Below are 24,743 nucleotides of genomic sequence, written 5' to 3' on the forward strand. Positions count from 1 at the left end.
GACCGGTGGGTGGTGGGGGTGCCGGGGCCTGACGGCCCGGCACCGCGCGGGAGGGCGGGGGCCCGCCTGCGGCACCGCCCCGGGGTGGGGGGGGGGCGCGGGGGGGGGGCCGCCCCCCGCTTCTGCGTCTGCCGGGCCACGGCCTGGGGCATCGAACGGCCGCCGGCCGTGGTAGCGGCCGTGTCGTGGCCGGGACGGTGTCGTTGGCCAGGTCGGTTGATCTTGCCCGGGTGGGGCGCCGGTTCCTCCGGTGCCCGCCCGGGCCCGACGTGAGGGGTCCTGATGGCGCGGGCAGGTACCGGGCAGGCTGCTGGAACGACGTCGTACCGGGGTGTGTCCCAAGCGCGCCGTCGGTCGGCGGCGGTGGTGACGGCGGTGTGCGGGACGGTTCTTCCACTGGTCGGCCAGGTGCCGGGCGCACACGCCGTCGACGGTTCCGCGCCGGTCGGCCACGACCGGCGGGCACGGCATGGGGCTGGGGGTATTCGTTCCCCTGGGGCCCGCAGCTGCGGGCCCCATAGGGGTGGGTGTCACCCGTGAACGCCTTCGAGCCGGGTGGGAGCGCACCCGTGCGCCGGTCAGTGCACCCGGGCCGGGGAAGCCGGTGATGATCGGAGCGTCGGGTCCCGCTCGAACGGCGCAACGGCGGCTCGGCCAGGTCCGTCCGCGGCGGCACCGGCGCCCCCCGGGCCGACTCGGAGGCCGCTCCGGCCGGGACCGGCTCGGAGGTGTCGATGGTGGCAGCCCGGCCGGGCGCGCGGCAGTGCCGCCAGGTGCGGTGTGCCGAACCCTACCCCAGGTCCACCGCTGTGACCTGCAGTAATACCATTGATTCGAACGAGTGACCGATTCGCGAGGAAGCGGAATCCGACTTCCCAATTTCGCACTTGTGTTCGATGCTGGAGGGGTGGAGGCAACACTCGCCGCACTGGCACCCCGGCTCCAGCTGTCCCGTCCCGGACCGCTGGTCCCCGTGCTGCCCGCCCTCGAAGAGCTCCTTCCCGAGCGCGGGCTGCGCCCCGGCGCCGTGGTGTCGGTGACCGGCGGCGGCACCGCGCTGCTCCTCGCGCTCACCGCCGCAGCCACCACCGGCGGCACCTGGTGCGCGGCGCTCGGCTTCGAGGGGCTCGGCCTGCTGGCCGCCGCCGAACTCGGGGTGGACCTGACCCGCCTGGTCGTCGTCGAGGCCCCCGGTGAGCAGTGGCCGCAGGTGGCCCTCGCCCTGGCCGACGGCGTCGGCGTCCTGCTGCTGCGCCCGACCGGCCCGGTCGCGCCGCAGCTGGCCGAGCGACTGACCACCGTGGCCCGGCGCAGCGGCTGCGTGCTGGTGGTGGCCGGTGTGTGGCCGGGGGCGCGGGTGCGGCTGCAGGTGGTCTCCCGCTCGTGGGTGGGGCTGGGGCAGGGGCGCGGACGGCTGCGGGCGCGGCAGGTGGTGGTGAGGGCGGCGGGCCGCGGGGCGGATCGTCCCGGCGGGGGAGAGTGCCCGGTTCCTGGCGCCGTTCCCGGTGTCCGAACTGGCCGACGCCAAGCTGGCCGACCTGCTCGTCCGCCTCGGCCTGCCGGCGATCGGCCTGTTCGCCGCCCTGCCGTCCGCCGGCGTGGCGGACCGCTTCGGTACGGCCGGGGTCGCCGCGCACCGCCTGGCCCGCGGCCTGCAGGCCCGCCCGGTCGTCGCCCGCCCCCCGGACGTGGACCTGACCGCCGAACAGCACTTCGACCAGCCCCACACGGTGGCGGAGCCGCTGGTGTTCGCCGCCCGCGGCCTGGCCGAGCGCCTGCACGCCGGCCTCGCCGCGGCGGGCCTGGCCTGCGAACGCGTCGAGGTCGAGGTCGACTGCGCCGACGGCACCGGCGCCTCCCGCGCCTGGCGCCACGAAGGCCGGCTGTCGGTCGGCGCGGTCGCCGAACGGGTGCGCTGGCAACTGCAGGCCTGGCAGCACCGCCGGCTGTTCGACCGGGCGCAGGGCGGCGTGGTGGCGCTGCGCCTGGTCCCGGACGGCCTGTTCCGCGACCCGGGCCGCCAGCTGTCGCTGGCCGACGGCGACCAGGAGGCCACCGCCCGGGTGGAGCGCGCGGTCGCCCGGGTCCAGGCGATCCTCGGGCACGCCGCCCCGGTCACCGTCGACCTGGCGGGCGGCCGGGCCCCCGCCGACCGGGTGGTGCGCACCCCGTGGGGCGACGCGCACCAGGAGCGCCGCGCCGACGGGCCGTGGCCCGGCCGGCTGCCCGCGCCGTCCCCCACCCGGGTGCCGCCGGCGCCCGTACCGGTGCGGCTGCTGGACGCGGACGGGCGTGACGTGGAGGTCACCGCCCGGGCCGAGGCCCGCAGCGCCCCGGTCCGGCTGGTGCTGCCCGACGGCGCCGCCGCGGTGACCGGCTGGGCCGGGCCGTGGCCGGAGCAGGAGCGCTGGTGGGACCCGGACGGGGCGCGGCGCACCGCCCGCATGCAGGTCACCGTCGACGACGGGAGGGCTTTACTGCTCGCCGTCACCGCCGGCCGCTGGCACCTGGAGGGCGACTACGACACCTGACTGCACCTGACACCTGACCGACACCTGACCCGGACCCCCGGCCCCCGTAGACCCGGACCACCCCACGAACCCGGACCACCCCCATGGGCTTCACCAACCACCCCGAGACCCCGTGGCGCGACCTGCACCGCGCCCTGACCGGCGGTGCCCCGTCGGACGAGCACACGGTGCTGCCCTTCCCCGGCCCGCCGACCCCGCCGCAGCAGAGCCCGCCGGACCGGACCCCACCGGAGCAGCCCCCGCCTCCGCAGGCCGCCGACGACCGAGGCGGCCGAGGTGGTCCGGGCGGCCCGGGCTGGGCGGAGCTGCACGTCCACACCTCCTTCAGCTTCCTCGACGGCGCGAGCGACCCGGCCGAGCTGGTCGCCGAGGCCGCCCGCCTGGGCATCGAGGCGCTCGCCGTCACCGACCACGACGGCCTGTACGCGGCGGCCGTGTTCGCCGCCGAGGCCCGCCGCGTCGGCCTGACCACGGTGTTCGGCGCCGAGCTGACCCTCGACGCGGACCTGGCGCCCACCGGCGTCGCGGACCAGGACGGCGAGCACCTGCTCGTCCTCGCCCGCGGCGCGGAGGGGTACCGCCGCCTCGCCAGGACCATCGGCGACGCCCACCTCGCCGGCGCCGGCAAGCGCCGCCCGCGCTACGAGCGCGACCGCCTGCCCGACGCCGCGGGCGGCCACTGGGCGGTGCTCACCGGCTGCCGCAAGGGCGCCGTCCGCCGCGCCCTCGACACCGAGGGCCCGGCCGGGGCCGAGCGCGAACTGCGCGCCCTCGCCGAGCGCTACGGACGCGACAACGTGTTCGTCGAACTGACCGACCACCAGGTGCCCGGCGACGACGACCGCAACGACGCCCTCGCCCGGCTCGCGGCCGGGACCGGGCTCGCCCTGGTCGCCACCACCGCCGCCCACCACGCCGCACCCGCCCAGGCCCGCCTCGCCCAGGCGCTCGCCGCCCTGCGCCAGAACCGCTCCCTGGCCCAGGCCGAGGCCCACCTCGCGGCGGCCGGCACCGCGCACCTGCGCTCACCGGCCGAGATGGCCCGCCGCCTGCAGCCGTGGCCCGGCGTCCAGCAGGCCACCGTCGACCTCGCCCGCGCCTGCGCCTTCGACTTCCGCACGCTCGACCCCGAGATGCCCGGCTTCCCCGTCCCCGAGGGCCACACCGAGACCACCTGGCTGCGCCACCTCACGCTGCGCGCCGCGGGCACCCGCTTCGCCCCCGGCAACGCCAAGGCCCACCGGCAGGTGGCCTACGAGCTCGACGTCATCGAACAGCTCGGCATGGCCGGCTACTTCCTGATCGTCCACGACATCGTCGACTTCTGCCGCCGCGCCGACATCTGGTGCCAGGGCCGCGGCTCGGCCGCCAACTCCGCCGTCTGCTACGCCCTCGGCATCACCAGCGTCGACCCGATCCACTACGGCCTGCTGTTCGAACGCTTCCTCAGTCCGGAGCGCGACGGCCCGCCGGACATCGACCTGGACATCGAGCACCGCCGCCGCGAGGAGGCCATCCAGTACGTCTACGACACGTACGGCCGCGACCACGCCGCCCAGGTCGCCAACGTCATCACCTACCAGCCCCGCCTCGCCGTCCGCGACGCGGCCCGGGTCCTCGGCTACGCCACCGGAGACCTCGACCGCTTCGCCCGGGAGACCGGCTGGCACGAGATGCCGCCGCCCCGGGCACCGGTCCCCGAGGACGTGCGCGAACTCGCCGCCCGGCTGCGCGGCCTGCCCCGCCACCTCGGCATCCACTCCGGCGGCATGGTCCTCACCCGCCGCCCGATCGCCGAGACCTGCCCCACCGAGTGGGCGACCATGCCCGGCCGCAGCGTCCTGCAGTGGGACAAGGACAGCGTGGCCGAAGCGGGCCTGGTCAAGATCGACCTGCTCGGCCTGGGCATGCTCTCCGCCCTCCACGACACCTGCGACCTGATCGAACGCCACCACGGCCTGCGCTACGACCTGGCCACCATCCCCCCGGACGACGACGAGGTCTACGCGATGCTCTGCCGCGCCGACACCGTCGGCGTCTTCCAGGTCGAGTCCCGCGCCCAGGCCTCCGCACTGCCCCGGATGCGCCCCCGCAACTTCTACGACCTCGTCGTGCAGGTCGCCCTCATCCGCCCAGGACCGATCCAGGGCGGCAGCGTCCACCCCTACATCCGGCGCCGCAACGGCCACGAGAAGGCCACCATCCCGCACCCCCTGATGGAACGCGCCCTCGCCAAGACCCTCGGCGTCCCGCTCTTCCAGGAACAGATGATGCAGCTCGCCATCGACTGCGCCGGCTTCACCCCCACCGAGGCCGACAAGCTGCGCCAGGCGATGGGCGCCAAACGCTCCCACGAACGCGTCGCCGAACTGCGCGAGCGCCTGCTCACCGGTATGGCCGAACGCGGCATCCCGGCCCAGGTCGCCCAGGACGTCTACACCAAGATCGACGCGTTCTCCGGCTACGGCTTCCCCGAGAGCCACGCCGCCAGCTTCGCGCTGCTGGTGTACGCCTCGGCCTGGCTCAAGCACCACTACCCGGAGGCGTTCACCTGCGCCCTGCTCGCCAACCAGCCCATGGGCTTCTACGCGCCCCTCACCCTGATCGCCGACGCCCGCCGCCACGGCGTCACCGTCCTGCCCGTCGACATCAACCGCAGCGACGCCGCCCCCACCCTCGAACCGGTGCCCGACGGCCCCGGCGGGGGAGCGGTGCCCGCCCGACCGGCGATCCGCCTCGGCCTCGCGGACGTCCGTGGCCTCGGCACCGACCGGGCGGAGGCGATCGCGGCCGGCCGCCCCTACACGGACCTGGAGGACTTCGCCCGCCGCACCGCCCTGCCCGCCCCCGAACTCGAAGCCCTCGCCACCGCCGGTGCCTTCGCCGGTCTCGGGGTCACCCGCCGCCAGGCCCTGTGGTCGGCCGGACTGCTCGCCCGCACCACCGACGGCATGCTCCTCGGTACCGCCCCCGCGCTCACCGCCCCGCCGGGCCTGCCGGAGATGACCGCTGTCGAGGAGACCATCGCCGACCTGTGGGCCACCGGCACCTCCGCCAACGGCCACCCCGTCCAGCACGCCCGGCCCCACCTCCGGCGGTGCGGAGCGATGACCGCCGCCGACTTCAAGGCCGACGCCGCCCCCGGCACCCCGGTCGTCGTCGGCGGACTGGTCACCCACCGCCAGCGCCCGCCGACGGCCGGCGGCGTCCTGTTCATCTCCCTGGAGGACGAGACCGGCCTCGTCAACGTCGTCTGCCAGCCGCACGTGTGGGAGCGCCAGCGACGCACCGCCCTGCAGAACGCCGGCCTGCTGGTCCACGGCACCGCCGAGCGCCGGGACGGCGCGGTCAACCTGGTCGCGACCCGCCTCGCCCCCCTCACCCTCGCCCCCGGTACCCGCAGCCGGGACTTCCGATGACCGCCCCGGCCCTCCCCGGCCCGCGTTCGCGCAGGTCAACCCATGGACCCGGGGTGACCGACCGCATCCGCGCGGGATACAGTCGGCCGAACGACCGAAAGGGCACTCCACGATGGACGACACCACCACCCCCCGTGCCCGCAGAGGGCGACCCAAGGGCGTCCGGGTGGGCGACGACGGCCTGACCGAACGCCAGCGCCAGATCGTCGGGGCCATCAGGAGCTACGTCCAGCGCCGCGGATTCCCGCCCTCGATCCGGGAGATCGGTGAGGCCGTCGGCCTCTCCAGCTCCAGCTCGGTCGCGCACCAGCTCACCCGGCTGCAGCAGCTCGGCCTGGTCGCCAAGGACCCGCACCGCCCTCGCGCCTACTGCCTCATCGACGACGAATCCGGTAACGGCAACGGCATCGGTATCGGCACGGACGCGGAGACCGCCCCGCCCGCCGCCGACAGCGTGGCCGTGCCGCTCGTCGGCCGGATCGCGGCCGGCGGACCGATCCTCGCCGAGCAGCACATCGAGGACCGGCTCACCCTGCCGCGCCGCCTCGTCGGCGGCGGCGAGCTCTTCGCCCTCACCGTCCAGGGCGACTCCATGACCGGCGCCGCGATCGAGGACGGCGACACCGTCATCGTCCGCCGCCAGCCCGTCGCCGAGAACGGCGACATCGTCGCCGCCATGATCGACGGCGAGGCCACCGTCAAGGAACTCAAGCGCGAGAGCGCCCACACCTGGCTGAAGCCGCACAACCCCGCCTACGAGCCCCTCAACGGCGACGACGCCACCATCCTCGGCAAGGTCGTCGCCGTCCTGCGCCGTCTGTGAGCACCCGCCCGGACCGATCCGGCGATGCAATGCCCCCGCTCCGCCCTTTTCGCTGCGCGCCGAACGGGTAGGAGTGGCTGTATCGGCCGACGCCGAGTCGCAGCCGTTCATCACCACGGGCCCGGGACCCTCCCGGGCCCTGGTCTTTCGCCGTTTGCGGGCTCCTGGTGCGCAGGCCCGCATCGGTGGCCCGGTCCGGAGGTGCGGTTCGGGGCTCGGTCCGCAGGCCGGTTTGGGGGCAGCTCTCCCGGGCACGCGCGAGGCGGTCGATAGCGGTGGGGCCTGACAACGGAAGGCCGACGGCCACCGGGTCGTGGCACCGCACCGGACGCCGTGGCGGGAAGGGAGTCAGCACTGTGCTCGGAAAAGTCGTGTACAAGCCGGTCGGCGCGCTGGTGGGCGCACTCGGCGGGGTGATCGCGGGGTGGGCGTTCAAGCGCGTCTGGGCGCTGGCCGGGGGCGAGGACGAGGCGCCGAGTGCGACGGACGAGGGCCGCTCGTGGCGCGAGGTCCTGATGGCGGCGATGCTCCAGGGAGCGGTCTTCGCCATGGTCAGGGCCGCACTGGACCGATCGGGCGCGGTGGCCTGGGCGCGGGTGACCGGCCGCTGGCCGACGGGCGCCCACGGATGACGGGCCGTACCCGGCGGTAACGGGCCGTCCCCGGCGGGTGACCGGCCGTCCCCGGTGACGACGGGCCGTCCCCGGTCGGAACGGGGACGGCCCGGTGCGGATCAGGCGCGGCAGCGCAGCATCGTCAGCGGCGGGTTGCCGTCGTGGTCCTCCCAGAACTTCTCGCCGAACTCCTTGCGGCCCGCGGCCGAGATCTCCAGTGGGACCCAGGTGATGTCGCGGAATCCGGCGGCGGCCAGCGAGTTCTCGTAGACCGCACGGCTCGGCGGGTTGGCGATGAAGGAGATCGGCGGGTCGAGGAGCGCGGTGAGCCGCTCCTTCGGACCGATCTCGGTCTCCTCGCCGAGCGACTCGCACAGGAAGCCGTACTTGGCCAGCGACGGCCCGTCGAACCGGAAGTCCGGGCTCTGCACGAAGGCGAAGAACTCGGCGCCCTCCGCGATGCTGCGGTGGATGTTGCGACACATCAGCTCGATGGTGGCGACGTCCGGGGCGTAGTTGAACGCCTGGACGGCGACCGCGAGGTCGAACGGCTTGTCATACTCCGGCAGTTCGGCGATGTCCCCGACCTCGTACCGCGCGCCGAGCGGGTTGGCGTCCTCCATGGCCTGCGCCGCCTCGATCATTGCGGAGGAGATGTCCACCCCAAGGACGTCGGAGGCGCCGCGGCGCTTGAACTCCCGGCTGTAGAAGCCGGTTCCGCAGGCGAGGTCGAGGATCGACCGGCCGCTCACGTCGCCGACGAGCGCGAGGAAGCTGGGCACCTCGCCGTAGCGGGTGAGCGGAAGGGTCTTGAAGCCCTCGAACGCCTCGCCGATCTCGTCGTACAGCTGACCGCTCATGTGCGGTTCCCCGTTCTGTCCTTGGCTGTCGGCCGCCTGAACCGGCCGCAGCTCCATGGCGGGAATCCTGCCTTCCGCAGCCTGCGGCGTCGTACTGGCGGAAGCCACAAACATGGCGCTGCTGCGTGCCGTTGCACTCATCGTGTTCGTACCGGACGCATCCGTCCGTGACCATCGGTCACCGCGCTTGAACCGAAGGCCGGTTGCTCCGCGTGCGGCGGTTCGCGCGGGCCGTCGGGTCCGCGCCGACGCCGCGACGGCGGAGGCCGGTTCCCGAGCGAAGATCATCAACCGGTAGGCTCGCTCCGCAACACGACGCGAAGGGGAGCTCTGTGGCGCGGGTTGCGGTGGTCGGCGGGGGTATCAGCGGGCTGGGGACGGCGCTCATGCTCGGGCGGCGGGGTCACCGGGTCACGCTGTTCGAACAGGACGCGCGGGCCGCCGGATCGGACCCGGACCGCGACTTCTTCGACTGGCACCGGCCCCGGGTGCCGCAGGCCGTCCAACCGCATTCGCTGCTCGCACCGGTGCGCACCGTGCTGCGCGCCGAGACCCCGGACGTCTACGCGGACCTGTTGGCGCGCGGGGCGCGGGAGTACCACGAGTTCGACTGGTTCGGTGCGCATCCGCCGCACCGGCCCGGCGACGAGGAACTGGTGACCCTGCGCACCCGCCGTATCGTGCTGGAGGCCGCCCTCGGCGCGGCCGTGCAGCGGGAGGCCGCCGTCGAGGTGCGGCAGGGCTGCCGGGTGGACGCCCTCACCGTCGAGGCGGGCCGTCCCACCGTCGAGGCGGGCCGTCCGCCCCGGGTCACCGGTGTGCGGGCGGACACGGAGGCGTACCGGGCGGACCTCGTCGTCGACGCGACCGGCCGCCGTTCGCCGGTGCCCGGATGGCTGGTCGCGGCCGGCTGCCGCCCGCCCGTGGTGGAGAGCCACCGCACCGGGCTCGCCTACCTGTGCCGCTGGTACCGGCTGCGCGACGAGGGCCCGCGCGGCCCCGGGCAGGTGAAGACCGGCTCCGCGGCACCGTTCGCGCTCGCCGGGGTCTTCCCGTCCGACAACGACACCTTCGCGGTGAACCTGGTGCTCTCCACGGCCGATCCCAGCCGCGGCGCGCTCACCGACCCCGCCGTGTTCGAGGCCGCCGCCCGCCGCTTCCCCGCCACCGCCGCCTGGCTCGACCTGGACCCCGAACCGCGGTCGGCGGTGCTGGCGATGGCCGGCCTGGACAACCGCTGGACCTCCCTCGCCGACGACGCGGGGCCGGTCGTCACCGGCCTGGTCAACGTTGGGGACAGCCTCGTCCACACCAACCCCACGCTCGGCCACGGCGTGGCCCTCGGCCTGCGCGCCGGCCAGCACCTCGCCGCGCACGCCGACGCGATCGCCGCCGACCCCGGCGGCTACCACGCCTGGACGGTGGAGGCGCTGCGCCCGTGGTTCGACGCCCAGGTGGCGTCCGACCGCGCCAACGCGGAGCGCCTCGCGGAGGCCGCACCGCCCGCGGACCGGCGGGCTGCGGCCCTGGCCGCCTGCGCCTTCGAGGGCCCCGTCGTCATGCGGGCCCGGGCGCACGTGCGCCACCTGCTGCAGACGGCGGAGGACGCCTACGGCACCGACGAGGTGGACCGCCACGTCACCGCGTGGCTCGCAGCCCGCCCGGACTTCGTGCCGCAGCACGACGGCCCGACCCGGGAGCAGTGGGACGCCGTCGTCGCGGGCTGAGCGCCACCCGCTTGTGACGGTTTCTATCGCCAATCCGGGTTGTTCCTAGAATGGCCGGATGGAGGACATCGACGCGATCGCCGTACTGCAGGACCGGGTGCGGCGCCGGCTGTACGAGTACGTGGTGGCGCAGGGCCGCGAGGTGGGCCGCAACGAGGCCGCCGAGGCAACGGGCATCGCCCGCACCCTGGCCGCGCACCACCTGGACCGGCTGGTGGAGGCCGGGCTGCTGGACTGCGGGAGCAAGCGGCTGACGGGCCGCTCGGGGCCGGGGGCGGGCCGCCCGGCGAAGGTGTACACCCGGGCGCGGGTCGAGTGGTCGGTGTCGCTGCCGGCCCGCGACTACCGCACCGCCGCCGAACTGCTGGCGGAAGCCGCGGAACTGGCCGGCCTGGACGAGGGGCTGTGTGCCGCGGCGCGCCGCCGGGGCGAGGCGCTGCGCGGCTCGGCGGCGCCCTGCGGCGGTCTGGAGGAGGCCATGGCGGTACTGGCCGCCCGCGGCTACGAACCGCACCGGGAAGAGGTCCCCGCCGAGGGTGAGGTTGCGGGCGAGGGCGAGGGCGAGGGCGGGGACGAGGCCGGGGGCGGGTCGGCGGCGTCCGTGGTCCGGATGCGCAACTGCCCCTTCCATGCCGTGGCCGAGCGCTTCCCGCCGCTGGTGTGTGGGATGAACCTCGCCCTGCTGGAGGGGCTGCTCGGTGCGGACGGTCCGGTGCGGGCCCGCATGGACGCGCGGCCGGGGGAGTGCTGCGTGGTGGTCGAAGCCTCTAAAAACAATTCTCATTGACATAGAAAGCTGGCTGATGCTGGGATGGGGCCATGACCACACCCGTGCCTGCCGCGCACCTCGCCCAGCTCAACATCGCCACCCTCCGCCACCCGATCGACGACCCGCGCACGGCCCCGTTCGTCGAGCTGCTGGATCCGGTCAACGCCGCCGCGGACGCCGCCCCCGGCTTCGTCTGGCGGCTGGTCGAGGAGGGCACCGGCGACGCCACCGGACTGCGCCCGGCGGGCGAGGACGTCATCGTCAACCTCACCGTCTGGGAGTCCCAGGAGGCCCTGTGGGACTTCACCTACCGCAGCGGCCACCTGGAGGTCATGCGGCGGCGCCGCGAGTGGTTCCACCGCCACGTCGACGCGCACCTGGTGCTCTGGTGGGTCCCCGCCGGCCACCGTCCGACGGTGGACGAGGCCCTGGAACGGCTCACCGACCTGCAGACGCACGGCCCGTCCCCGCGGGCGTTCACCTTCGCCTCCTCCTGGAGCGCGGCCGAGGCCCGGGCCGCCGCTGGGGCCGGGACCGCCGTCGAGGCCTGAACCGTCCGGCCGCTCCCGGCCGCGGCACGCCGGTCGGTGGTCCGGGATCAGCCCTCCAGCGAGCCGTCCAGGTTGACGTACTCCGACCAGTGGTGGTGCAAGGACGGGTGGGGCGGATCTTCGGCGGAGCCTCAGTTGACGTTGCCGGTCGGCAGGTTCCGCACAGCTGTCTCACGTGATGGTGCCGGTCGGCTGTGTTCGAGGCGGACCGCTGCCCGACTATGGTTGCTCGGCATGACTCACACCGAGATCGAGATCACTGCGGAGATCGTCCGGGATCTGCTGCGCGACCAGCACCCCGACCTGGCCGATCGCCCGGTGAGGCTCGGCGCGCGCGGTTGGGACAACCAGCTGTGGCGGCTCGGCGACGACCTCGCTGTCCGGTTGCCCTGGGCGACGCAGTCCGCCGATGCGCTGCTGCGCAAGGAGCACACCTGGCTGCCCGCCCTCGCCCCGCACCTGCCGCTGCCGGTCCCCGTCCCGCAGCGCCTCGGCGAGCCTTCCGAGCGGTTTCCGCGGCCCTGGATCGTCACCACCTGGGTGCCGGGCGAGCCCGCCGACCGTGCCCCCGCCACGCACGCGGCGGAGGCGGCCGACGCCCTGGCCGCCTTCCTGACGGCTCTTCACCGCCCCGCCCCCGACGGGGCGCCCGCCGGTCGTGACCGCGGGGGGCCGCTGGCCGACCATGCCGAGGGGTTCGCCAGGATGCTCGCCGAGGCCACCGGGATGGGGCTGATCCCCGACCCGGACGCCGTCCGCGCGGTCTGGGAGGACGCCGTCGCCGCGCCTGATCGGGCGGGCCCGGCGCTGTGGCTCCATGGCGACCTGCATCCGGCCAACGTCCTCACCGCGGACGGCACCTTCTGCGGCGTGATCGACTTCGGCGACCTCTTTGCAGGCGATCCCGCCTGCGACCTCGCTGCCGCGTGGATCCTGCTGCCGGACGGCGCCGTCGACCGCTTCCACGGGGCCTACCGGCCGACCCCGGACGCCGCGACCCTGCGCCGTGCCCGCGGCTGGGCGGTGCTGAAAGCCCTCGTCTGCATCCTCATCGGAGAGGCCGGCGCGCACGGGCGCCCCGGCGGCAAGGCCACCTGGGGCCCACCCGCCCAGGCCGCGCTGCGACGCCTCGTCGCAACGGTCCGCCGGCCTGGTGACCCCGCAGACCGGGCACCCGCGCCGGCCCCGGACGGCCATTCGGCCGAGCGACAGGCCGGAGCTTCTTGATCGTTGTCGAGGTCGTGGCCACCGCTTCGGCCCGGGTCCCCGCCCGGTCGGCCGTGGTTGCGAGGATCGGCCGACCCGGGCGCATGACCCGCGCCTACCCGGGAACGCGCGCAGCATGGCCACCCAGCACACCGAGACGGAACGCAAGTACGAGGGCGCCGGCCTGCCGCAACGCCTCGACGACCTGCCGGGTGTCGAGGCCGTCCGGCAGGCCGCAGCGCAGGACCTCGACGCGCTCTACTACGACACACCCGACCTGCGCCTCCTGCGCCGGGGGATCACCCTGCGCCGGCGCAGCGGCGGCAGCGACGACGGCTGGCACCTCAAACTGCCGCTCGACCCGGACTCCCGGCAGGAGAACCGCCTCCCCGCGACCGCGGACGCGAACGGTTCCCCGTCCGACGAGGTCCCACCGCCGTACGCACGGCGCCTCGCGGCCTACGTCCGAGGTGCGGAGCTGCACCCGGTGGCGCACCTGCGCACCCACCGCGCTCGGCGGCTGCTGCAGGACGACCGGGGCGAGACGGTCGCCCAGGTCACCGAGGACCGCGTATCGGCCCGTCCGCTCGCCCCGCCGCCGGAGGCCGACGCGTACGCCGGGCCCGCCGCCACCGCACCGCCCCCGCCGGGCGCCGCACGCGGCAGTGCCGCAGCGGACGGCGAGTGGACCGAGATCGAGGTCGAGCTGGAGCGCGGCGGGGCGGACCTGCTGGAACGGATCGACTCCACCCTCGTCGGCGCCGGCCTGACCCGCTCCCCCTGGCCGTCGAAACTGGCCCGGGCCCTCGGCCGGGTGCCCTCGCCCGCGGACCGTCCCGCCGGTGTGCAGCGCTCCGGGGCCAAGGGTTCCGCAGGCGACGCCGTCATGGCCGGCTACCGGGACCGGCTCGGCGCACTGCTGGACCTGGACGCGGCGGTGCGCGGCGGCGAGGAGGACTCCGTCCACCGGATGCGTGTCACCGTGCGGCGCCTGCGCAGCCTGCTCAAGGCCCACCGGCGGCTGTTCGACCGCGCCCGCGCCGAGCCCCTGGCCGAACAACTGCGCCGGCTCGGCCGCCTCCTCGGCGAGGCACGCGACCAGGAGGTGCTCGGCGCGCAGCTGGTGGCGGACCTGGACGCGGTGCCCGGTCCGATGCGCCAGGACGCCCTGCGCGGACGGATCACCGAACGCTACGCCCGCACCTACCGGCACGCCTGGCAGCGGGCCGTCGCCGAACTCGACAGCCCCTGGTACTACGCCCTCCTCGACGACCTGGAGGACTTCGCCGCCGATCCGCCGCTGCGCCGGCGGGCGGAGCGCAAGGCCGTCGCCCACCTGGCGGACACCCTGCGCCGCGAGCAGAAGCGCACACGGCGACGGCTCGACGCGGCCCTGGGCACCGAGCCGGGTACCGCACGCGACGTAGCGCTCCACAGCGCCCGCAAGGCGGCCAAACGCGCCCGGTACACGGCCGAGGACGCCGGGCCGGCACCGTCACGGCGGGCCGACCGGCGCGTGCGGAGGTTCGCCAGGCGGATGAAGCGGCTGCACAAGGTCATGGGCACCCATCAGGACAGCGTGGTGGTCCGGCGGGTGCTGATCACCCTCGGCAGCGAGGACGCCACGACCGCCCGCCACGGCTTCGCCTTCGGCGTGCTCCACGAGCGGCAGCGGCAGAACGCGGAAGCCGCCGAACGGCGCCTGCCCCGGCTGCGCCGGCGCGCGGGTCGGCGCAAGCTCACCCGGCTGCGCTGAGCCGCGGCCGACCGCCCGGGCGCGCCCGAGGTGGCGAGTAGCGTTCACCTTCATTCTGATGCAACGCGGTGCTGATCTGACGTTGCGTTGAATGTCTTCCCATTGCAATGATTGTGCGGCTCTGGCCTGCAGTGATGTGTATCCGTCGCAATCATTGAGTTGCACAACCCGTGAAGGCAACGTAGCGTTTCCATCGTCAGAAACGGCGGGGGCGGATCCCGGGACCGCGTGCACAGCGCGGAGCGGGCCACCGACAGGGGGGACGAATCATGGAGCAGTCACAGCGCCGACAGCAGGCACGACCCGGCGCCTTCGCCGCCTTCGCCCGCTTCGTGCTCTGCGGCGGCGGGGTGGGCCTCGCCTCCGGCTTCGCCGTCGCGGCCCTCGCCGGCCTGATCCCCTGGGTGCTGGCGAACGCCGTGGTCACCGTGGTCTCGACGCTCCTGTCCACCGAACTGCACGCCCGCTTCACCTTCGGGGCCGGCGGGCGCGCGACCCGGCGCCAGCACATGCAGTCGGCAGGGTCCGCGGCGGTCGCCTACGCGGTGACCTGCGCGGCGATGCTCGCCCTGCACCACCTGGTCGCGGAGCCCGGCGCGGTCGTCGAGCAGGCCGTCTACCTGTCGGCCGCCGCCCTCACCGGCCTCGCCCGGTTCGCGATGCTGCGCCTGGTCGTCTTCGCGCGCAGCCGCTCGCAGGCCGCACCCGCCCCCCGCCCGGTCGCTCCGGCGGTGCTCGCCACCGTGGCCCACGCCTCCGCGCCGGCCGACCCGGCGGTGCTCTGCCGGGCCGCCTGACCGCCGCTGCCCTCGACCCCGGTGCCGCGCCGGGGTCGAGGGCCGCTCCACGATCCGCGCGGGCCCCGGCGTACGAGGCTCAGGCGAACCAGACGACGAGACGGACGTTGTCGCCGCCGTGTGCACCGGCGAGGGCCCGCATGGCCGCCCACACCGGCCCCCAGGGACCGTCCGGCGGGACGGCGCCGCGGCGCGTCAGGCGTTCGACGTGGTACAGCACGTCGCCGTCGCGCCACTCGGTGCCCTCCGGCCAGCGGAGCCCGCCGTAGCCGACGTCCGGACGGGTGGACAGTCCGGCGACGCGGGCGAAGTCGGCGTTCCAGGCGGCCTTGCCGTGGAGCCGCCGGCTGCCGTCCGGCCCGAGCCGGTACTCGTGGATGCGGGCGTCCACGTCGGCCGCCGGCTCGTCCAGTCGACGGCCTCGACCTCCGACCAGCCGATCCAGGTCTCGCCGCGCGCGTCCGGCTCGTACTCGGCATGCGCGGCGCGGGTCTGCTCGGCGAGGTCGCCGGGCAGTCCGCGGTCCGCCGCGAGCGGCGCGAAGCCGGCGAAGTTGCGGATCCCGAACAGGCAGCCGAAGGCGTCGTAGTCGCGGCTCCCGTGGAGGAGGTCGAGGTCGATCGCGGTCGACCACTCCTCGTCGGCCAGGGCCGGCATGCCGAACGTGGCGCGGCATTCCACGAACCCGAAGACGTCTGTTCCCATACCGGTGATTGTGCGGACGAGTGTGCCCGTCGCGCCAAGGGATTTCCGTGCCGTCGGCGGGCTGCCGCCGTCAGCGGCGGCTCCTGCCGACGGCGTGGGCCGCTCCCCAGGCGAGCCCGGCCGCTGCCGCGAGACCGAGCAGGGAGATCCACGTGGAGCCGGACTCGCTGCCCCACCAGACCCTGGCCGGCAGGAACGGGTCGTCGCGCAGGATGTCCGCGACGGCGCCGCCCGCGCTCTGGTCGAGGATGACGAACGGTACGGCGTTGGTGTTGCCGAAGAAGGCGCCGAGCGCGGCCACGACGGCGCCGCCGATCCGGGCGCCGGCGCTGCGGTGGCCCACCAGCCCGACCAGGACGCCGACGACCGCCCCGTTGAGGACGGCGTGGAGAACATAGAGGGTGTTCGCCACGGCGGTCGTCTGGTCCTCGTACGTCAGCACGATGGCGAGCGTGTAGACCGCCGAGACGACGACCGAGGCGACGAACGCGAGCAGGACCGCCCCGACGGGGCTGCCGGTGCGCGGCTGCTGCCCGAAGGCGTGCGGGAGGCCGGAGCCGGGCGGCGGGCCGTACCCGGACTGGGGGCCGTACCCGGGCGGAACGCCGTATCCGGGCGGCTGCTGGTGCGGTCCCGGCCGGTTGTACGGGTCGTACGGCGGCGGGTAGGGCTGGCTCATTGGTCCCCCGTGAGGCGAAGACGGACAGCGGACGGACAAGTTACCAACCGTCGGCTCCCCGTACACGCGCGGTGGTTGCCGCCGGCAACGCTCCGTCAGCCCCGGTTCTCGCGCTCCTCGCGGTGGACCACGGCCCAGGGCAGTACGAGCCAGCACAGGGCGAACCACGCCAGGACGGCCCCGCTGAGCGCCCAGGCGACCGCGGTCATGTGCAGGGCGGTGCGCAGCAGCAGGAGCAGCGCGCCGGTGATGGTGAGCGCGAGCAGGACCAGGCCGGTGGTGATGAGGTGTCCGGCGACGCGGATGAGTTCGGGCTTCATCCCGCGTCCGGCGAGGAAGCGGTGGAAGGCCACGGGGGCGATGAGGGTGCCGGTGGCGGCGGCGCCGAGCAGCACGGTGGTGACGTAGAGGTGGCGGTCGAAGTGCGGCAGGTCGGTGAAGCGGGGCATGAAGACGACCGAGAGCAGGAAGCCGAAGAGGATCTGCGCGCCGGTCTGGCAGACCCGTACCTCCTGCAGCATCTCGTTCCACAGCCGGTCCGCCCGCTCGGCGGGCGTCTCGTCGCGGTCGGGTCCGTTGGGTGTCACGGGTCCTCCTTCGTTCCGGCCCGGTGCCTGCCGCCCGGGGACCGGCTCGGGCGCCGTCCGCGGGCGCGGACGTCACGGCGGTGCTCGGGGTGGTATCGGCAGGGAGGGGTGCGGGCGTTAACCGGGCCTTGACGCACGCGGGTGCGCGGCCGACGGCGCCGGTCGCGTTGTCGGCGCGCGCTGCCGACGGTGCCGGCCGGGACCTCGTACCCCTCTGCCACCGTTCCAGTGCCCCGGCAACGACCGCATCGCACCCGGCGGCCGACTGGGGGCTGATGGGTCTCGCCGGCGCTGCCGGGGGAGTCCCGGGCGCCGTTTGGCTGGCCCGTCAACTGGTCGTCGGGCCCGAGGAACTCGACCAGCCGTCCGGCAGGTGGCGCTGGGCGGTGGCGCCTCTCGTGTTCGCCGCAGCAGCTGTACTCGTGCACGTCGACGTGCCGCAGGAGGCCCGCTTCGCGGTCGGTCGGTCGGCGATGACCTCCTTCGCCGACCAGGCACTCGCCGAGGTCGCCAGGGGCGGGCGACTTCCGCAGCCCGAGCGGGTCGGGACGTACCAGGTCTCGAAGGTCGAGGCGGTGGGCACCGGTCTGCGCCTCAGCGTGCGCAACAGCGGCATGTTCGAGCTCACCGGATTCGCCTACCTCCCGGACGGCCCGCCCGCCGACTCGCGCGGCGGCGTGACGTACACCCGCCGGTCCGGTCCCTGGTACACCTGGACGGACAACGGCGACTTCTGACGACCCGTGTCGACGACCGGTTCCGCTACGCTGACGGTCGGTCACAGAGCTTCGGGGGAGGCGGCGGTGGAACAACTCGGGCCCGGGCACCCGGACGCGATCGGTCCGTACCGGTTGGAGGGCGTGCTGGGCGCGGGTGGGATGGGCGAGGTGTTCCTCGGCCGCTCGCCCGGCGGACGGCGGGTGGCGATCAAGGTGGTGCGGGCGGAGATCGCCGCCGACCCGGAGTTCCGGCGGCGCTTCGGCCGAGAGGTCGAGGCGGCCCGCCGGGTGGGCGGCTTCTGGACGGCGCCGGTGGTGGACGCCGATCCGACGGCGCCCCGGCCGTGGGTGGCGAGCGCGTTCCTGGACGCCCCCGACCTGACGGCGGTGGTCGGCTCGGCAGGCCCGCTGGACGAGGCGCGGGTACGGGAGTTGGGGGCCGGACTGGCGGAGGCGCTGGCCTCCGTCCACGCGGCCGGGCTGATCCACCGCGACCTCAAGCCGTCGAACATCCTGGTCACCGGCGACGGTCCGCGCATCATCGACTTCGGCATCGCCAAGGCCATGGAGGGCACGGCGCTCACCGCGACCGGGACCGTGGTCGGCACCCCGGGGTTCATGTCGCCCGAGCAGATCACCGGTGCTGCCGTCGCCGAACCCAGTGACGTCTTCTCGCTCGGCGCCGTGTTGGCGTACGCCGCCACCGGGCGCGGGCCGTTCGGTGTGGGCACCGCCCACTCCCTGCTGTACCGCGTCGTCCACGAGCAGCCCGACCTCACCGGCGTGCCGATCGGCCTGCGGACGGTCGTCGCGGCCTGTCTGAGCAAGCGGCCCGAGGGCCGCCCCGATCCGGCTCGGCTGCTCGAACTCCTGCTGGGTTCGGCGGAGTCGGGCACGGTCAGCCAGTACGCGTTGCGACCCCCGCAGCCCGCACCCGAGCCCGCACCCGTTCGCGCGGAGCCGCCGCGCGCCGCCGCATCCGCCGCCCCGCCGACCCCGGGGATGCCCGCGGATCCGGCACCGCGGGTGGTCACCGGGACGGCCTCCGCGCCGCGGCGGTGGTGGCTGTTCTGGCTGCTGATGCTGCTGTTCGCCGGCCTCGGGGTGCTGGCCGGCAACATTCTCACCATGCTCGTGGCGCTGCTGGTCGGCGGCGGGATCCTGCGGGCGGTGTGGGCGGCCGCGTTCCCGCTGCGGCCGCTGCGGATCGACGCCGAGCCGGACGGTCTCGCGCTGCACTGGGAGGGCATGCGCTGGTATCGGCACTGGAACGAGATCGTGGCGGCCGACCTCACCGGCCCGGCCCGGCGGTCCACGGTGGCGTTCGCCGTGGTCGAGGAGGCGCCGCCGTACCACTTCCCGCGCCGCACGCCGTGGACGGGGACGCCGCAGCAGGTCCGGCTGACCGTCCGGTTCCGGGGCGCCGAGGCGCGGGAGCGGCGGTCCGCGCTGGCCGCGATGCTGGTGGCCGGCGGGGTGCTGCCCCCGCCACCGCCGGTGCCCGGTCTCGTGCGGGCGACCAGGCGCTGAACCACCAGAACCACCAGAACCAACCGAGCCGCCCGAGCCGCCAGAACCAACCGAGCCGCCCGAGCAGCGCGCGGCCCCGACACCATTGCCCGCGGGCGGCTGTCGCAAACCCGACGACGGCGGCTTCTCCCGTTCCCCGACGCGAACGGCTCGCCTACGCTGCGGCTGCCCCGCCCCGGGCCCCCGTCGGCTGCCCCCCGTGCGTGCCACCTGCCACCTGGGCGCGCGCTGCGCCGCCGCCGCGTGTGCTGCGGGGCCGGGAGACAGGAGAGGGACAGTGCTTGGGTCGTTCGGGATCACCGATGCCGAGGAGCAGCTCTACCGGGCGCTGCTCGTCCTGGCCGAGCCCACCCTCGCCGAACTCGCCAGGGCGGCCGGCTGCGGCGGTTCGACGGTCGGGCGGCGGCTGCGCGTGCTGGAGGCCAAGGGGTTGGTCACCCGGACGGCGACCAGGCCGGTGCGCTTCCGGCCGACCCCGCCGGACCTCGCGTTCGAGGTCCTCGCGCTGGACCGGCACCAGCAGATCGAGCAGGCGAGGCTCGCCGCGGTCGAGCTGACCGCACTCTGGGAGACCTCGGCACGGGCGCGCTCGGTGCCCCTCCAGGTGGTCGACGGCCACGAGGCCAACACCCAGCGCTTCCTGCAGACCCAGCTGGCGGCCACCCGGGAGGTGCTGACCCTGGACCGGCCGTCGTACGTCGCGGAGGGCGTCGGGCCGCAGTACGACGTGCAGTTGGACCTCATCAGCGGTAGCGCCGTGAAGCTCGGCGACGGCCAGTACGTCGATCTCGCCCGCGAGCGCACCGACCGGATCTTCACCGTCCTGGTCGAGTTCGGCGACCGGGTCGACAGCACCACCCAGCACAACGGCAAGCCCAAGTACGGCGGCGCACCCGGCCCGCTGCACATCGGATCGAACGACCCGACCGGGCCGTCGACAACTCCACCGCCTGGCAGGCCGACTACGACCGGCAGCACTACCAGGACCTCTACTTCCACCCCACCGAGCACGGTGAGTGGGCCAGCCGGTAGGTGACCGGCCGGCGGCCGGACGCCGGGGGCCGGACCCACGGCGGTGCGGGGTCCGGCTCGGCGGCGTACGGGTCATGCGGTGCGGTGGACGTCCTCGGCGCGGACGGGGTGGGCGAACGGCAGGCCGGCCGTCCAGCGGGCCAGCTCGTCCGCCGCGGCGGCGGCCATCCGGTGGAGTTCGCGGCCGAGCGAGCCGGCGACGTGCGGGGTGAGCAGGACGTTCGGCAGGTCGTACAGCGGGGAGTCGGCGGGCAGCACCTCGGGGACGGTGACGTCGAGGACGGCGTCGAGCCGGCCCGAGGCGAGTTCGCGGACCAGGGCGTCCTGGTCGACGAGGGAGCCGCGGGAGGTGTTGATCAGGGTGCTGCCGTCGCGCATCAGGGCGAGTCGGCGGCCGTCGATCAGGTGCCGGGTGTCCGGCAGCTCGGGTGCGTGCACGCTGACCACGTCGGAGGCGGCGCACAGCTCGTCGAGGTCGACGGCGCGGGCGCCGAGGCGGGCGGCCTCGGCCGGCTCCGTGTACGGGTCGTGGAGCAGGAGGTCGAGGTCGTGCGGGCGCAGCAGGTCGAGGACCCGGCGTCCGATCCGGGAGGCGCCGACGATGCCGACGGTGCGCCGGTAGTTCCCGGCGCCGGCGTAGGCGAGCTGCCAGTCGTGCGGGGCGCGGCGGGCGCGGTAGTCCTCGCGGATGCGCAGCAGCTGCTTGTTGGCGAGCAGTACGGCGGCGACGGTGTACTCGGCGACGGGCAGGGCGTTGGCCCAGGCGGCGGAGGTGACCTGGATGCCGCGCCGCCAGCAGGCGTCGGTGACGTGGTGCTTGACGGAGCCGGCGGCGTGGACGACGGCGCGCAGCCGGGGGGCGGCGGCGAGCGCGGCCTCGTCGAGCGGCGGGCAGCCCCAGCCGGTCACCAGGACCTCGGCCGTGCCGAGCGCCGCGGCGGCCTCGGGAGTGGTGAAGTCGTCCAGGACCACGGCCGGGTCGAGGTCGGCCAGGGCGGTGAGACGGGCCAGGGTGTGGTCGTCGATGAGCCGGCCGGCGAGGTCGCGGTGCATGGCGAGGACGGCGCGCGGGCGGTGGACCGCGCCTCCGGTGCCGGCGGGGCGCGGGACGGGCATGGGGTCCTTCCGGTCGGGGGCCGGGTGGGCGGGGCGGGTGTCACGGGGGCCGTTCACTTGACGCTCCCCGCGGTCAGGCCGGCCTTCCAGTGCCGCTGGAGGAGGACGAAGGCGAGCACGAGCGGGACGACCGCGAGCAGGGCGCCGGTGACGACCAGCGGGTAGTACTCGGGGAAGGCCCTGGTCTGGGCGTTCCAGGTGAACAGGCCGAGGCTGACCGGGAAGAGGCGGTTGTCGGAGAGCATCACCAGCGGCAGGAAGAAGTTGTTCCAGATGGCGGTGAACTGGAACAGCAGCACGGTGACGAAGCCGGGCATGACCATGCGCAGGCCGATGGAGCGGAAGGTGCGCAGTTCGCCGGCGCCGTCCATGCGGGCGGCCTCCAGGACCTCCCCGGGGATGTAGCCGGCGCAGAACACCCGGGCGAGGTAGACCCCGAACGGGTTGACCAGGGAGGGCAGGAAGACCGCCCAGAAGGTGTTGACGATGCCGAGTTCGGAGGCGAGCAGGTACATCGGCAGGGCGAGCGCGGTGGTGGGCACCAGGACGCCGAGCAGGACCAGTCCGAACAGCTTCTCCTTGCCGGGGAAGGCGTAGACGTGGAACGCGTAGCCGGCGGCGGTGCAGACCAGGGCGCAGAGCAGTGCGCCGATCCCGGCGTAGAGGAGGGAGTTGAGGTACCAGCGGAAGTAGATGCCGTCGCCGACGGCGGCGAGGTCGCCGAGGTTCTTGCCGAGGTCGAAGTTGGCGGTGGTCAGGGCGTTCCCGCCGAGCAGGTCGGCGGTGTTCTTGGCGGCGGCGGTGACCAGCCAGCCGAGCGGCAGCAGGGTGTAGGCGGTGGCCAGGACGAGGGTGCCGTTGACGGCGGCCCGGGAGAGGGTCCAGGGGCGGCGGGGGGTGCTCGTACCTGTGCTCATGCCGTGGCCTCCTTGCGGCGCTCGGAGCGGGCGCGGGTGGCCCGGGTGACGGCGAAGGACAGCAGGGCGGCGGCGAGGGCGAGCAGGACGGAGGAGGCGGCGGCGAGGCCGTAGTCGTTGCGCTCGAAGGCGGCGGTGTAGGCGTACATGTTGGGGGTCCAGGTGGAGGTGACGCCCGGGGCGGTGCCGTGCAGGATCACCGGTTCGGTGAACAGCTGGAGCGAGCCGATGACGGTGAACAGGCCGACCATGGCGAGCGAGGGCCGGATCAGCGGGATCTTGATGCCGATCGCGGTGCGCAGCGGTCCGGCGCCGTCCACGACGGCGGCCTCCAGCACCTCGCGGGGGATGGCCTGCAGGGCGGCGTAGAAGATGACCATGTTGTAGCCGGTCCACTGCCACAGGGCCATGTTGACCACGGCGGGCAGCGGGTTGCCGAGCGGGTCGGGCTGGGCGCCGACGGCTTGCAGGGCGTCGAGTACCGGGCTGATGCCGGGGGTGTAGAGGTACATCCAGATGAGTGCGGCGATGATGCCGGGCACGGCGTGCGGGATGAACAGGGCGAGCTGGAAGAACCGCTTGGCGCGGGTCAGCGCGGAGTCCAGCAGCAGCGCCAGGACCAGGGCGAGGCCGGTCATCAGCGGGATGTAGAGCAGGCAGTACTGCGCGATGGTGAGGAAGCCGTCGCGGTAGGCCTCGTCCTGCAGGGCGCGGGTGTAGTTGCCGAGGCCGGTGAAGACGGTCTCGGTGCCGCCGAAGCCGAGGCCGGAGCTGCGTTCGGTGAACAGGCTGAGGCGGATCGCGTAGCCGATCGGGACAAGGGTGCAGGCCGTGAAGAGGAGGAAGAACGGGGCGAGCAGCACGGCCGGGGCCCCGTACCTCCCGCGCCGCCTGACGGTGGCGGCGCGGGAGGAGCCGGTGGTGCGGGTGGTCACTGGGCGACCTTCAGTCCGCGGTTCCTGAGGTCGGCGAGGGTGGCCTGCTGGGCGGCGGCGAGGGCCTCGTCGATGGTTCCGGTCTTGCCGGCGACCTTGCCGAAGGAGTCCTTCAGGGAGCCGTTGGTGACGCCCATCGCGGGGCCCCAGGTCCAGCCGGGACGGATGGAGCGGGCGGCCTCGGTGTAGACGGTGTAGATGTCCTGGCCGCCGTAGAAGTCGGTGGCGAACGCCTGCTTGGCGACGGGGACGAGGTCGCCGGCCGCGGGGTAGGCGGAGGAGGTGCCGGAGGCGATGCGGGCCTTGATGCCCTCGGCGGTGGTGGTGGCCCAGGTGGCGAACTCGACGGCGGCCTTGGCCTTCTTGCTGTCCTTGGAGACGGCGAAGGTGGTGCCGCCGAGCATGCCGCTGGCGGGGTTGCCGTCCCAGGTGGGTATCGGGGCGACGGCCCACTTGCCGTTGATGTCGGGGGTGGTGCCGAGGTTGGACTTCAGGACGCCGGCGCCCCAGGACGCCCCGGCGTAGCCGGCGGTCTCGCCCTTCTGCAGGGAGGCGGTCCACTGCTGGCTGAAGGAGGGCTGGACGCGGACGAGGTCCTCGTCGACCAGCTGCTGCCAGTAGGCGGCGACCTTCTTCGCCTCGGCGCCGTTCAGGTCGACCTTCCAGGTGTCGCCGGCGGCGCTGAAGAGGTGGGCGCCGTTCTGCCAGGCCATGGCCTGGAAGGTGGTCGGGTCGTCGGGGAAGAAGGTGGCGATCCGGGTCTCGGGCTGGGCGGCCTTGAGCTTCTGTGCGGCGGTGCGGAACTCGTCCCAGGTCCTGGGGACGGTGATGCCGGCCTTCGCGAAGAGGTCCTTGCGGTAGTAGAACGCCTGGGGTGCGGCGTCCAGCGGCAGGGCCCAGGTCCGGCCGCCGAGCGTGGTCAGTTCGACGGCCTGCGGGAGGTACTTGGCCTTCAGGTCGGCGCCGACGAGCTTGGAGATGTCCTGGACGGCGCCCTGGCTGACGAAGTCGGGCAGCTGCGGGTACTCGACGTTGAAGACGTCCGGGGCGTTGCCGGCCTTGACGGCGTTGGAGAGCTTGGCGTAGCCGCCGGCGTTGCCCGCGGGGATCTCCTCGAAGGTGATCCGGATACCCGGGTGGCTTGCGTTGAAGGCCTCGACGACCTCCTTGGTGCCCTTGGCCCAGCCCCAGAAGGTCAGGGTGACCGGCTTGCCGTCCGCAGTAGTGGCGGGGCTGTCGGCGTCGCTGCCGCAGGCGGCGAGCAGGGTCGCGCAGAGGGCGGCGGCGGTGAGGGCGGCGCCGGTCCGCAGGGCTCTGCGGCGGGAGGGGGCGGGTGGACGCATGGCACGGCTCCTAAGCGAGGTCACGGTTCCGGGGCGTCGGTCCTGGTCCGGATCCGTGAGGGGTGGGGGGCGACTGGCAGTCATCCTGAGCAGGCCGCCGATCGGAGTCAAGAGTTCAGGATCAAAT

General features: G+C 74.4%; 20 protein-coding genes and 2 pseudogenes. 14 read left to right on the forward strand and 8 right to left on the reverse strand.

The genetic code is table 11. The annotated features are described in order from the left end of the window. Positions 1–1,505: 1,505 nt before the first annotated feature. The 4 genes from ACWGB8_RS05930 to ACWGB8_RS05945 all read left to right on the forward strand — a co-directional run bounded on the left by ACWGB8_RS05930 (position 1,506) and on the right by ACWGB8_RS05945 (position 7,405). Positions 1,506–2,531, forward strand: coding sequence for a DNA polymerase Y family protein (locus ACWGB8_RS05930; RefSeq protein WP_452210669.1), 1,026 nt, complete (start codon positions 1,506–1,508; stop codon positions 2,529–2,531). 83 nt (positions 2,532–2,614) lie between these two features. Further along, entirely contained in the window at positions 2,615–5,950 is a 3,336-nt protein-coding gene (locus ACWGB8_RS05935; RefSeq protein WP_452210670.1) for an error-prone DNA polymerase, read from the forward strand. Between the two features lie 112 nt (positions 5,951–6,062). Beyond that, complete coding sequence (gene lexA, locus ACWGB8_RS05940) at positions 6,063–6,773, forward strand: transcriptional repressor LexA (RefSeq protein ID WP_452210672.1); 711 nt, start codon at positions 6,063–6,065, stop codon at positions 6,771–6,773. A 356-nt stretch (positions 6,774–7,129) separates the two neighbouring features. Next, positions 7,130–7,405 (forward strand): DUF4235 domain-containing protein, encoded by a 276-nt coding sequence (locus ACWGB8_RS05945; RefSeq protein WP_452210674.1) that lies wholly within the window; start codon positions 7,130–7,132, stop codon positions 7,403–7,405. A gap of 101 nt (positions 7,406–7,506) precedes the next feature. Here the strand turns inward: ACWGB8_RS05945 and ACWGB8_RS05950 are convergent, their stop codons facing one another. Beyond that, the gene (locus ACWGB8_RS05950) at positions 7,507–8,247 is read right to left on the reverse strand and encodes a class I SAM-dependent methyltransferase (protein WP_452210676.1); all 741 of its coding nucleotides are present in this window, start codon (positions 8,245–8,247) and stop codon (positions 7,507–7,509) included. A gap of 332 nt (positions 8,248–8,579) precedes the next feature. On the opposite strand from ACWGB8_RS05950, the gene ACWGB8_RS05955 reads away from it, so the two are divergent. From ACWGB8_RS05955 to ACWGB8_RS05980, 6 genes are all read left to right on the forward strand, one after another. Continuing rightward, the gene (locus tag ACWGB8_RS05955) at positions 8,580–9,974 is read left to right on the forward strand and encodes an FAD-dependent oxidoreductase (protein ID WP_452210678.1); all 1,395 of its coding nucleotides are present in this window, start codon (positions 8,580–8,582) and stop codon (positions 9,972–9,974) included. 58 nt (positions 9,975–10,032) lie between these two features. After that, positions 10,033–10,761: a helix-turn-helix transcriptional regulator gene (locus ACWGB8_RS05960; protein WP_452210680.1), complete on the forward strand. Its 729-nt coding sequence runs from the start codon at positions 10,033–10,035 to the stop codon at positions 10,759–10,761. 32 nt (positions 10,762–10,793) lie between these two features. Continuing rightward, positions 10,794–11,294 carry a DUF3291 domain-containing protein gene (locus ACWGB8_RS05965; RefSeq protein ID WP_452210682.1) on the forward strand — a complete coding sequence of 167 codons (501 nt, stop codon included), beginning with the start codon at positions 10,794–10,796 and terminating at the stop codon, positions 11,292–11,294. 234 nt (positions 11,295–11,528) lie between these two features. After that, a complete protein-coding gene (locus ACWGB8_RS05970; protein ID WP_452210683.1) occupies positions 11,529–12,521 on the forward strand; it encodes an aminoglycoside phosphotransferase family protein in 993 nt (330 codons plus the stop codon). A 115-nt stretch (positions 12,522–12,636) separates the two neighbouring features. Then, positions 12,637–14,256, forward strand: a complete 1,620-nt coding sequence (locus tag ACWGB8_RS05975) for a CYTH and CHAD domain-containing protein (protein WP_452210685.1) — start codon at positions 12,637–12,639, stop codon at positions 14,254–14,256. Between the two features lie 269 nt (positions 14,257–14,525). Then, complete coding sequence (locus tag ACWGB8_RS05980; protein WP_452210687.1) at positions 14,526–15,053, forward strand: hypothetical protein; 528 nt, start codon at positions 14,526–14,528, stop codon at positions 15,051–15,053. Positions 15,054–15,132: 79 nt separating this feature from the next. Here ACWGB8_RS05980 and ACWGB8_RS05985 read toward each other — a convergent pair whose 3' ends face one another. The 3 genes from ACWGB8_RS05985 to ACWGB8_RS05995 form a co-directional block, all read right to left on the reverse strand. Then, entirely contained in the window at positions 15,133–15,444 is a 312-nt protein-coding gene (locus tag ACWGB8_RS05985; RefSeq protein ID WP_452210688.1) for a hypothetical protein, read from the reverse strand. Positions 15,445–15,828: 384 nt separating this feature from the next. Further along, positions 15,829–16,437: a hypothetical protein gene (locus tag ACWGB8_RS05990; protein WP_452210690.1), complete on the reverse strand. Its 609-nt coding sequence runs from the start codon at positions 16,435–16,437 to the stop codon at positions 15,829–15,831. Positions 16,438–16,532: 95 nt separating this feature from the next. Beyond that, entirely contained in the window at positions 16,533–17,024 is a 492-nt protein-coding gene (locus ACWGB8_RS05995; protein WP_452210692.1) for a DUF6328 family protein, read from the reverse strand. A gap of 386 nt (positions 17,025–17,410) precedes the next feature. Here ACWGB8_RS05995 and ACWGB8_RS06000 point away from each other — a divergent pair, with 386 nt between their 5' ends. The 4 genes and pseudogenes from ACWGB8_RS06000 to ACWGB8_RS06015 all read left to right on the forward strand — a co-directional run. After that, the gene (locus ACWGB8_RS06000; protein ID WP_452210694.1) at positions 17,411–17,761 is read left to right on the forward strand and encodes a hypothetical protein; all 351 of its coding nucleotides are present in this window, start codon (positions 17,411–17,413) and stop codon (positions 17,759–17,761) included. 66 nt (positions 17,762–17,827) lie between these two features. Next, the gene (locus tag ACWGB8_RS06005; RefSeq protein ID WP_452210696.1) at positions 17,828–19,273 is read left to right on the forward strand and encodes a serine/threonine-protein kinase; all 1,446 of its coding nucleotides are present in this window, start codon (positions 17,828–17,830) and stop codon (positions 19,271–19,273) included. Positions 19,274–19,550: 277 nt separating this feature from the next. Then, a pseudogene (locus ACWGB8_RS06010) lies at positions 19,551–19,742 on the forward strand (helix-turn-helix domain-containing protein); the annotation flags it as partial. Between the two features lie 258 nt (positions 19,743–20,000). Beyond that, a pseudogene (locus tag ACWGB8_RS06015) lies at positions 20,001–20,269 on the forward strand (immune inhibitor A domain-containing protein); the annotation flags it as partial. Between the two features lie 108 nt (positions 20,270–20,377). Here ACWGB8_RS06015 and ACWGB8_RS06020 read toward each other — a convergent pair. The 4 genes from ACWGB8_RS06020 to ACWGB8_RS06035 all read right to left on the reverse strand — a co-directional run bounded on the left by ACWGB8_RS06020 (position 20,378) and on the right by ACWGB8_RS06035 (position 24,616). Further along, complete coding sequence (locus tag ACWGB8_RS06020; RefSeq protein ID WP_452210722.1) at positions 20,378–21,358, reverse strand: hydroxyacid dehydrogenase; 981 nt, start codon at positions 21,356–21,358, stop codon at positions 20,378–20,380. Positions 21,359–21,474: 116 nt separating this feature from the next. After that, on the reverse strand, positions 21,475–22,338 hold the full coding sequence (locus tag ACWGB8_RS06025; protein ID WP_452210698.1) for a carbohydrate ABC transporter permease: 864 nt from the start codon (positions 22,336–22,338) through the stop codon (positions 21,475–21,477). After that, on the reverse strand, positions 22,335–23,273 hold the full coding sequence (locus ACWGB8_RS06030; protein ID WP_452210700.1) for a carbohydrate ABC transporter permease: 939 nt from the start codon (positions 23,271–23,273) through the stop codon (positions 22,335–22,337). The genes ACWGB8_RS06025 and ACWGB8_RS06030 overlap by 4 nt, the downstream gene beginning before the upstream one ends. Next, a complete protein-coding gene (locus ACWGB8_RS06035; protein WP_452210702.1) occupies positions 23,270–24,616 on the reverse strand; it encodes an ABC transporter substrate-binding protein in 1,347 nt (448 codons plus the stop codon). The genes ACWGB8_RS06030 and ACWGB8_RS06035 overlap by 4 nt, the downstream gene beginning before the upstream one ends. Positions 24,617–24,743 lie beyond the last annotated feature (127 nt).

The sequence above is a fragment of the Kitasatospora sp. NPDC054939 genome (genome assembly GCF_053610105.1).

What these genes read in the sequence shown, in the direction of transcription:
- ACWGB8_RS05935 (WP_452210670.1), top strand. Translation starts at nt 2,615, where the DNA reads ATGGGCTTCACCAACCACCCCGAGACCCCGTGGCGCGACCTGCACCGC.
- lexA (WP_452210672.1), top strand. Translation starts at nt 6,063, where the DNA reads ATGGACGACACCACCACCCCCCGTGCCCGCAGAGGGCGACCCAAGGGC.
- ACWGB8_RS05950 (WP_452210676.1), bottom strand. Translation starts at nt 8,247, where the DNA reads ATGAGCGGTCAGCTGTACGACGAGATCGGCGAGGCGTTCGAGGGCTTC.
- ACWGB8_RS05960 (WP_452210680.1), top strand. Translation starts at nt 10,033, where the DNA reads ATGGAGGACATCGACGCGATCGCCGTACTGCAGGACCGGGTGCGGCGC.
- ACWGB8_RS05965 (WP_452210682.1), top strand. Translation starts at nt 10,794, where the DNA reads ATGACCACACCCGTGCCTGCCGCGCACCTCGCCCAGCTCAACATCGCC.
- ACWGB8_RS05970 (WP_452210683.1), top strand. Translation starts at nt 11,529, where the DNA reads ATGACTCACACCGAGATCGAGATCACTGCGGAGATCGTCCGGGATCTG.
- ACWGB8_RS05975 (WP_452210685.1), top strand. Translation starts at nt 12,637, where the DNA reads ATGGCCACCCAGCACACCGAGACGGAACGCAAGTACGAGGGCGCCGGC.
- ACWGB8_RS05980 (WP_452210687.1), top strand. Translation starts at nt 14,526, where the DNA reads ATGGAGCAGTCACAGCGCCGACAGCAGGCACGACCCGGCGCCTTCGCC.
- ACWGB8_RS05990 (WP_452210690.1), bottom strand. Translation starts at nt 16,437, where the DNA reads ATGAGCCAGCCCTACCCGCCGCCGTACGACCCGTACAACCGGCCGGGA.
- ACWGB8_RS06020 (WP_452210722.1), bottom strand. Translation starts at nt 21,358, where the DNA reads ATGCACCGCGACCTCGCCGGCCGGCTCATCGACGACCACACCCTGGCC.
- ACWGB8_RS06025 (WP_452210698.1), bottom strand. Translation starts at nt 22,338, where the DNA reads ATGAGCACAGGTACGAGCACCCCCCGCCGCCCCTGGACCCTCTCCCGG.
- ACWGB8_RS06035 (WP_452210702.1), bottom strand. Translation starts at nt 24,616, where the DNA reads ATGCGTCCACCCGCCCCCTCCCGCCGCAGAGCCCTGCGGACCGGCGCC.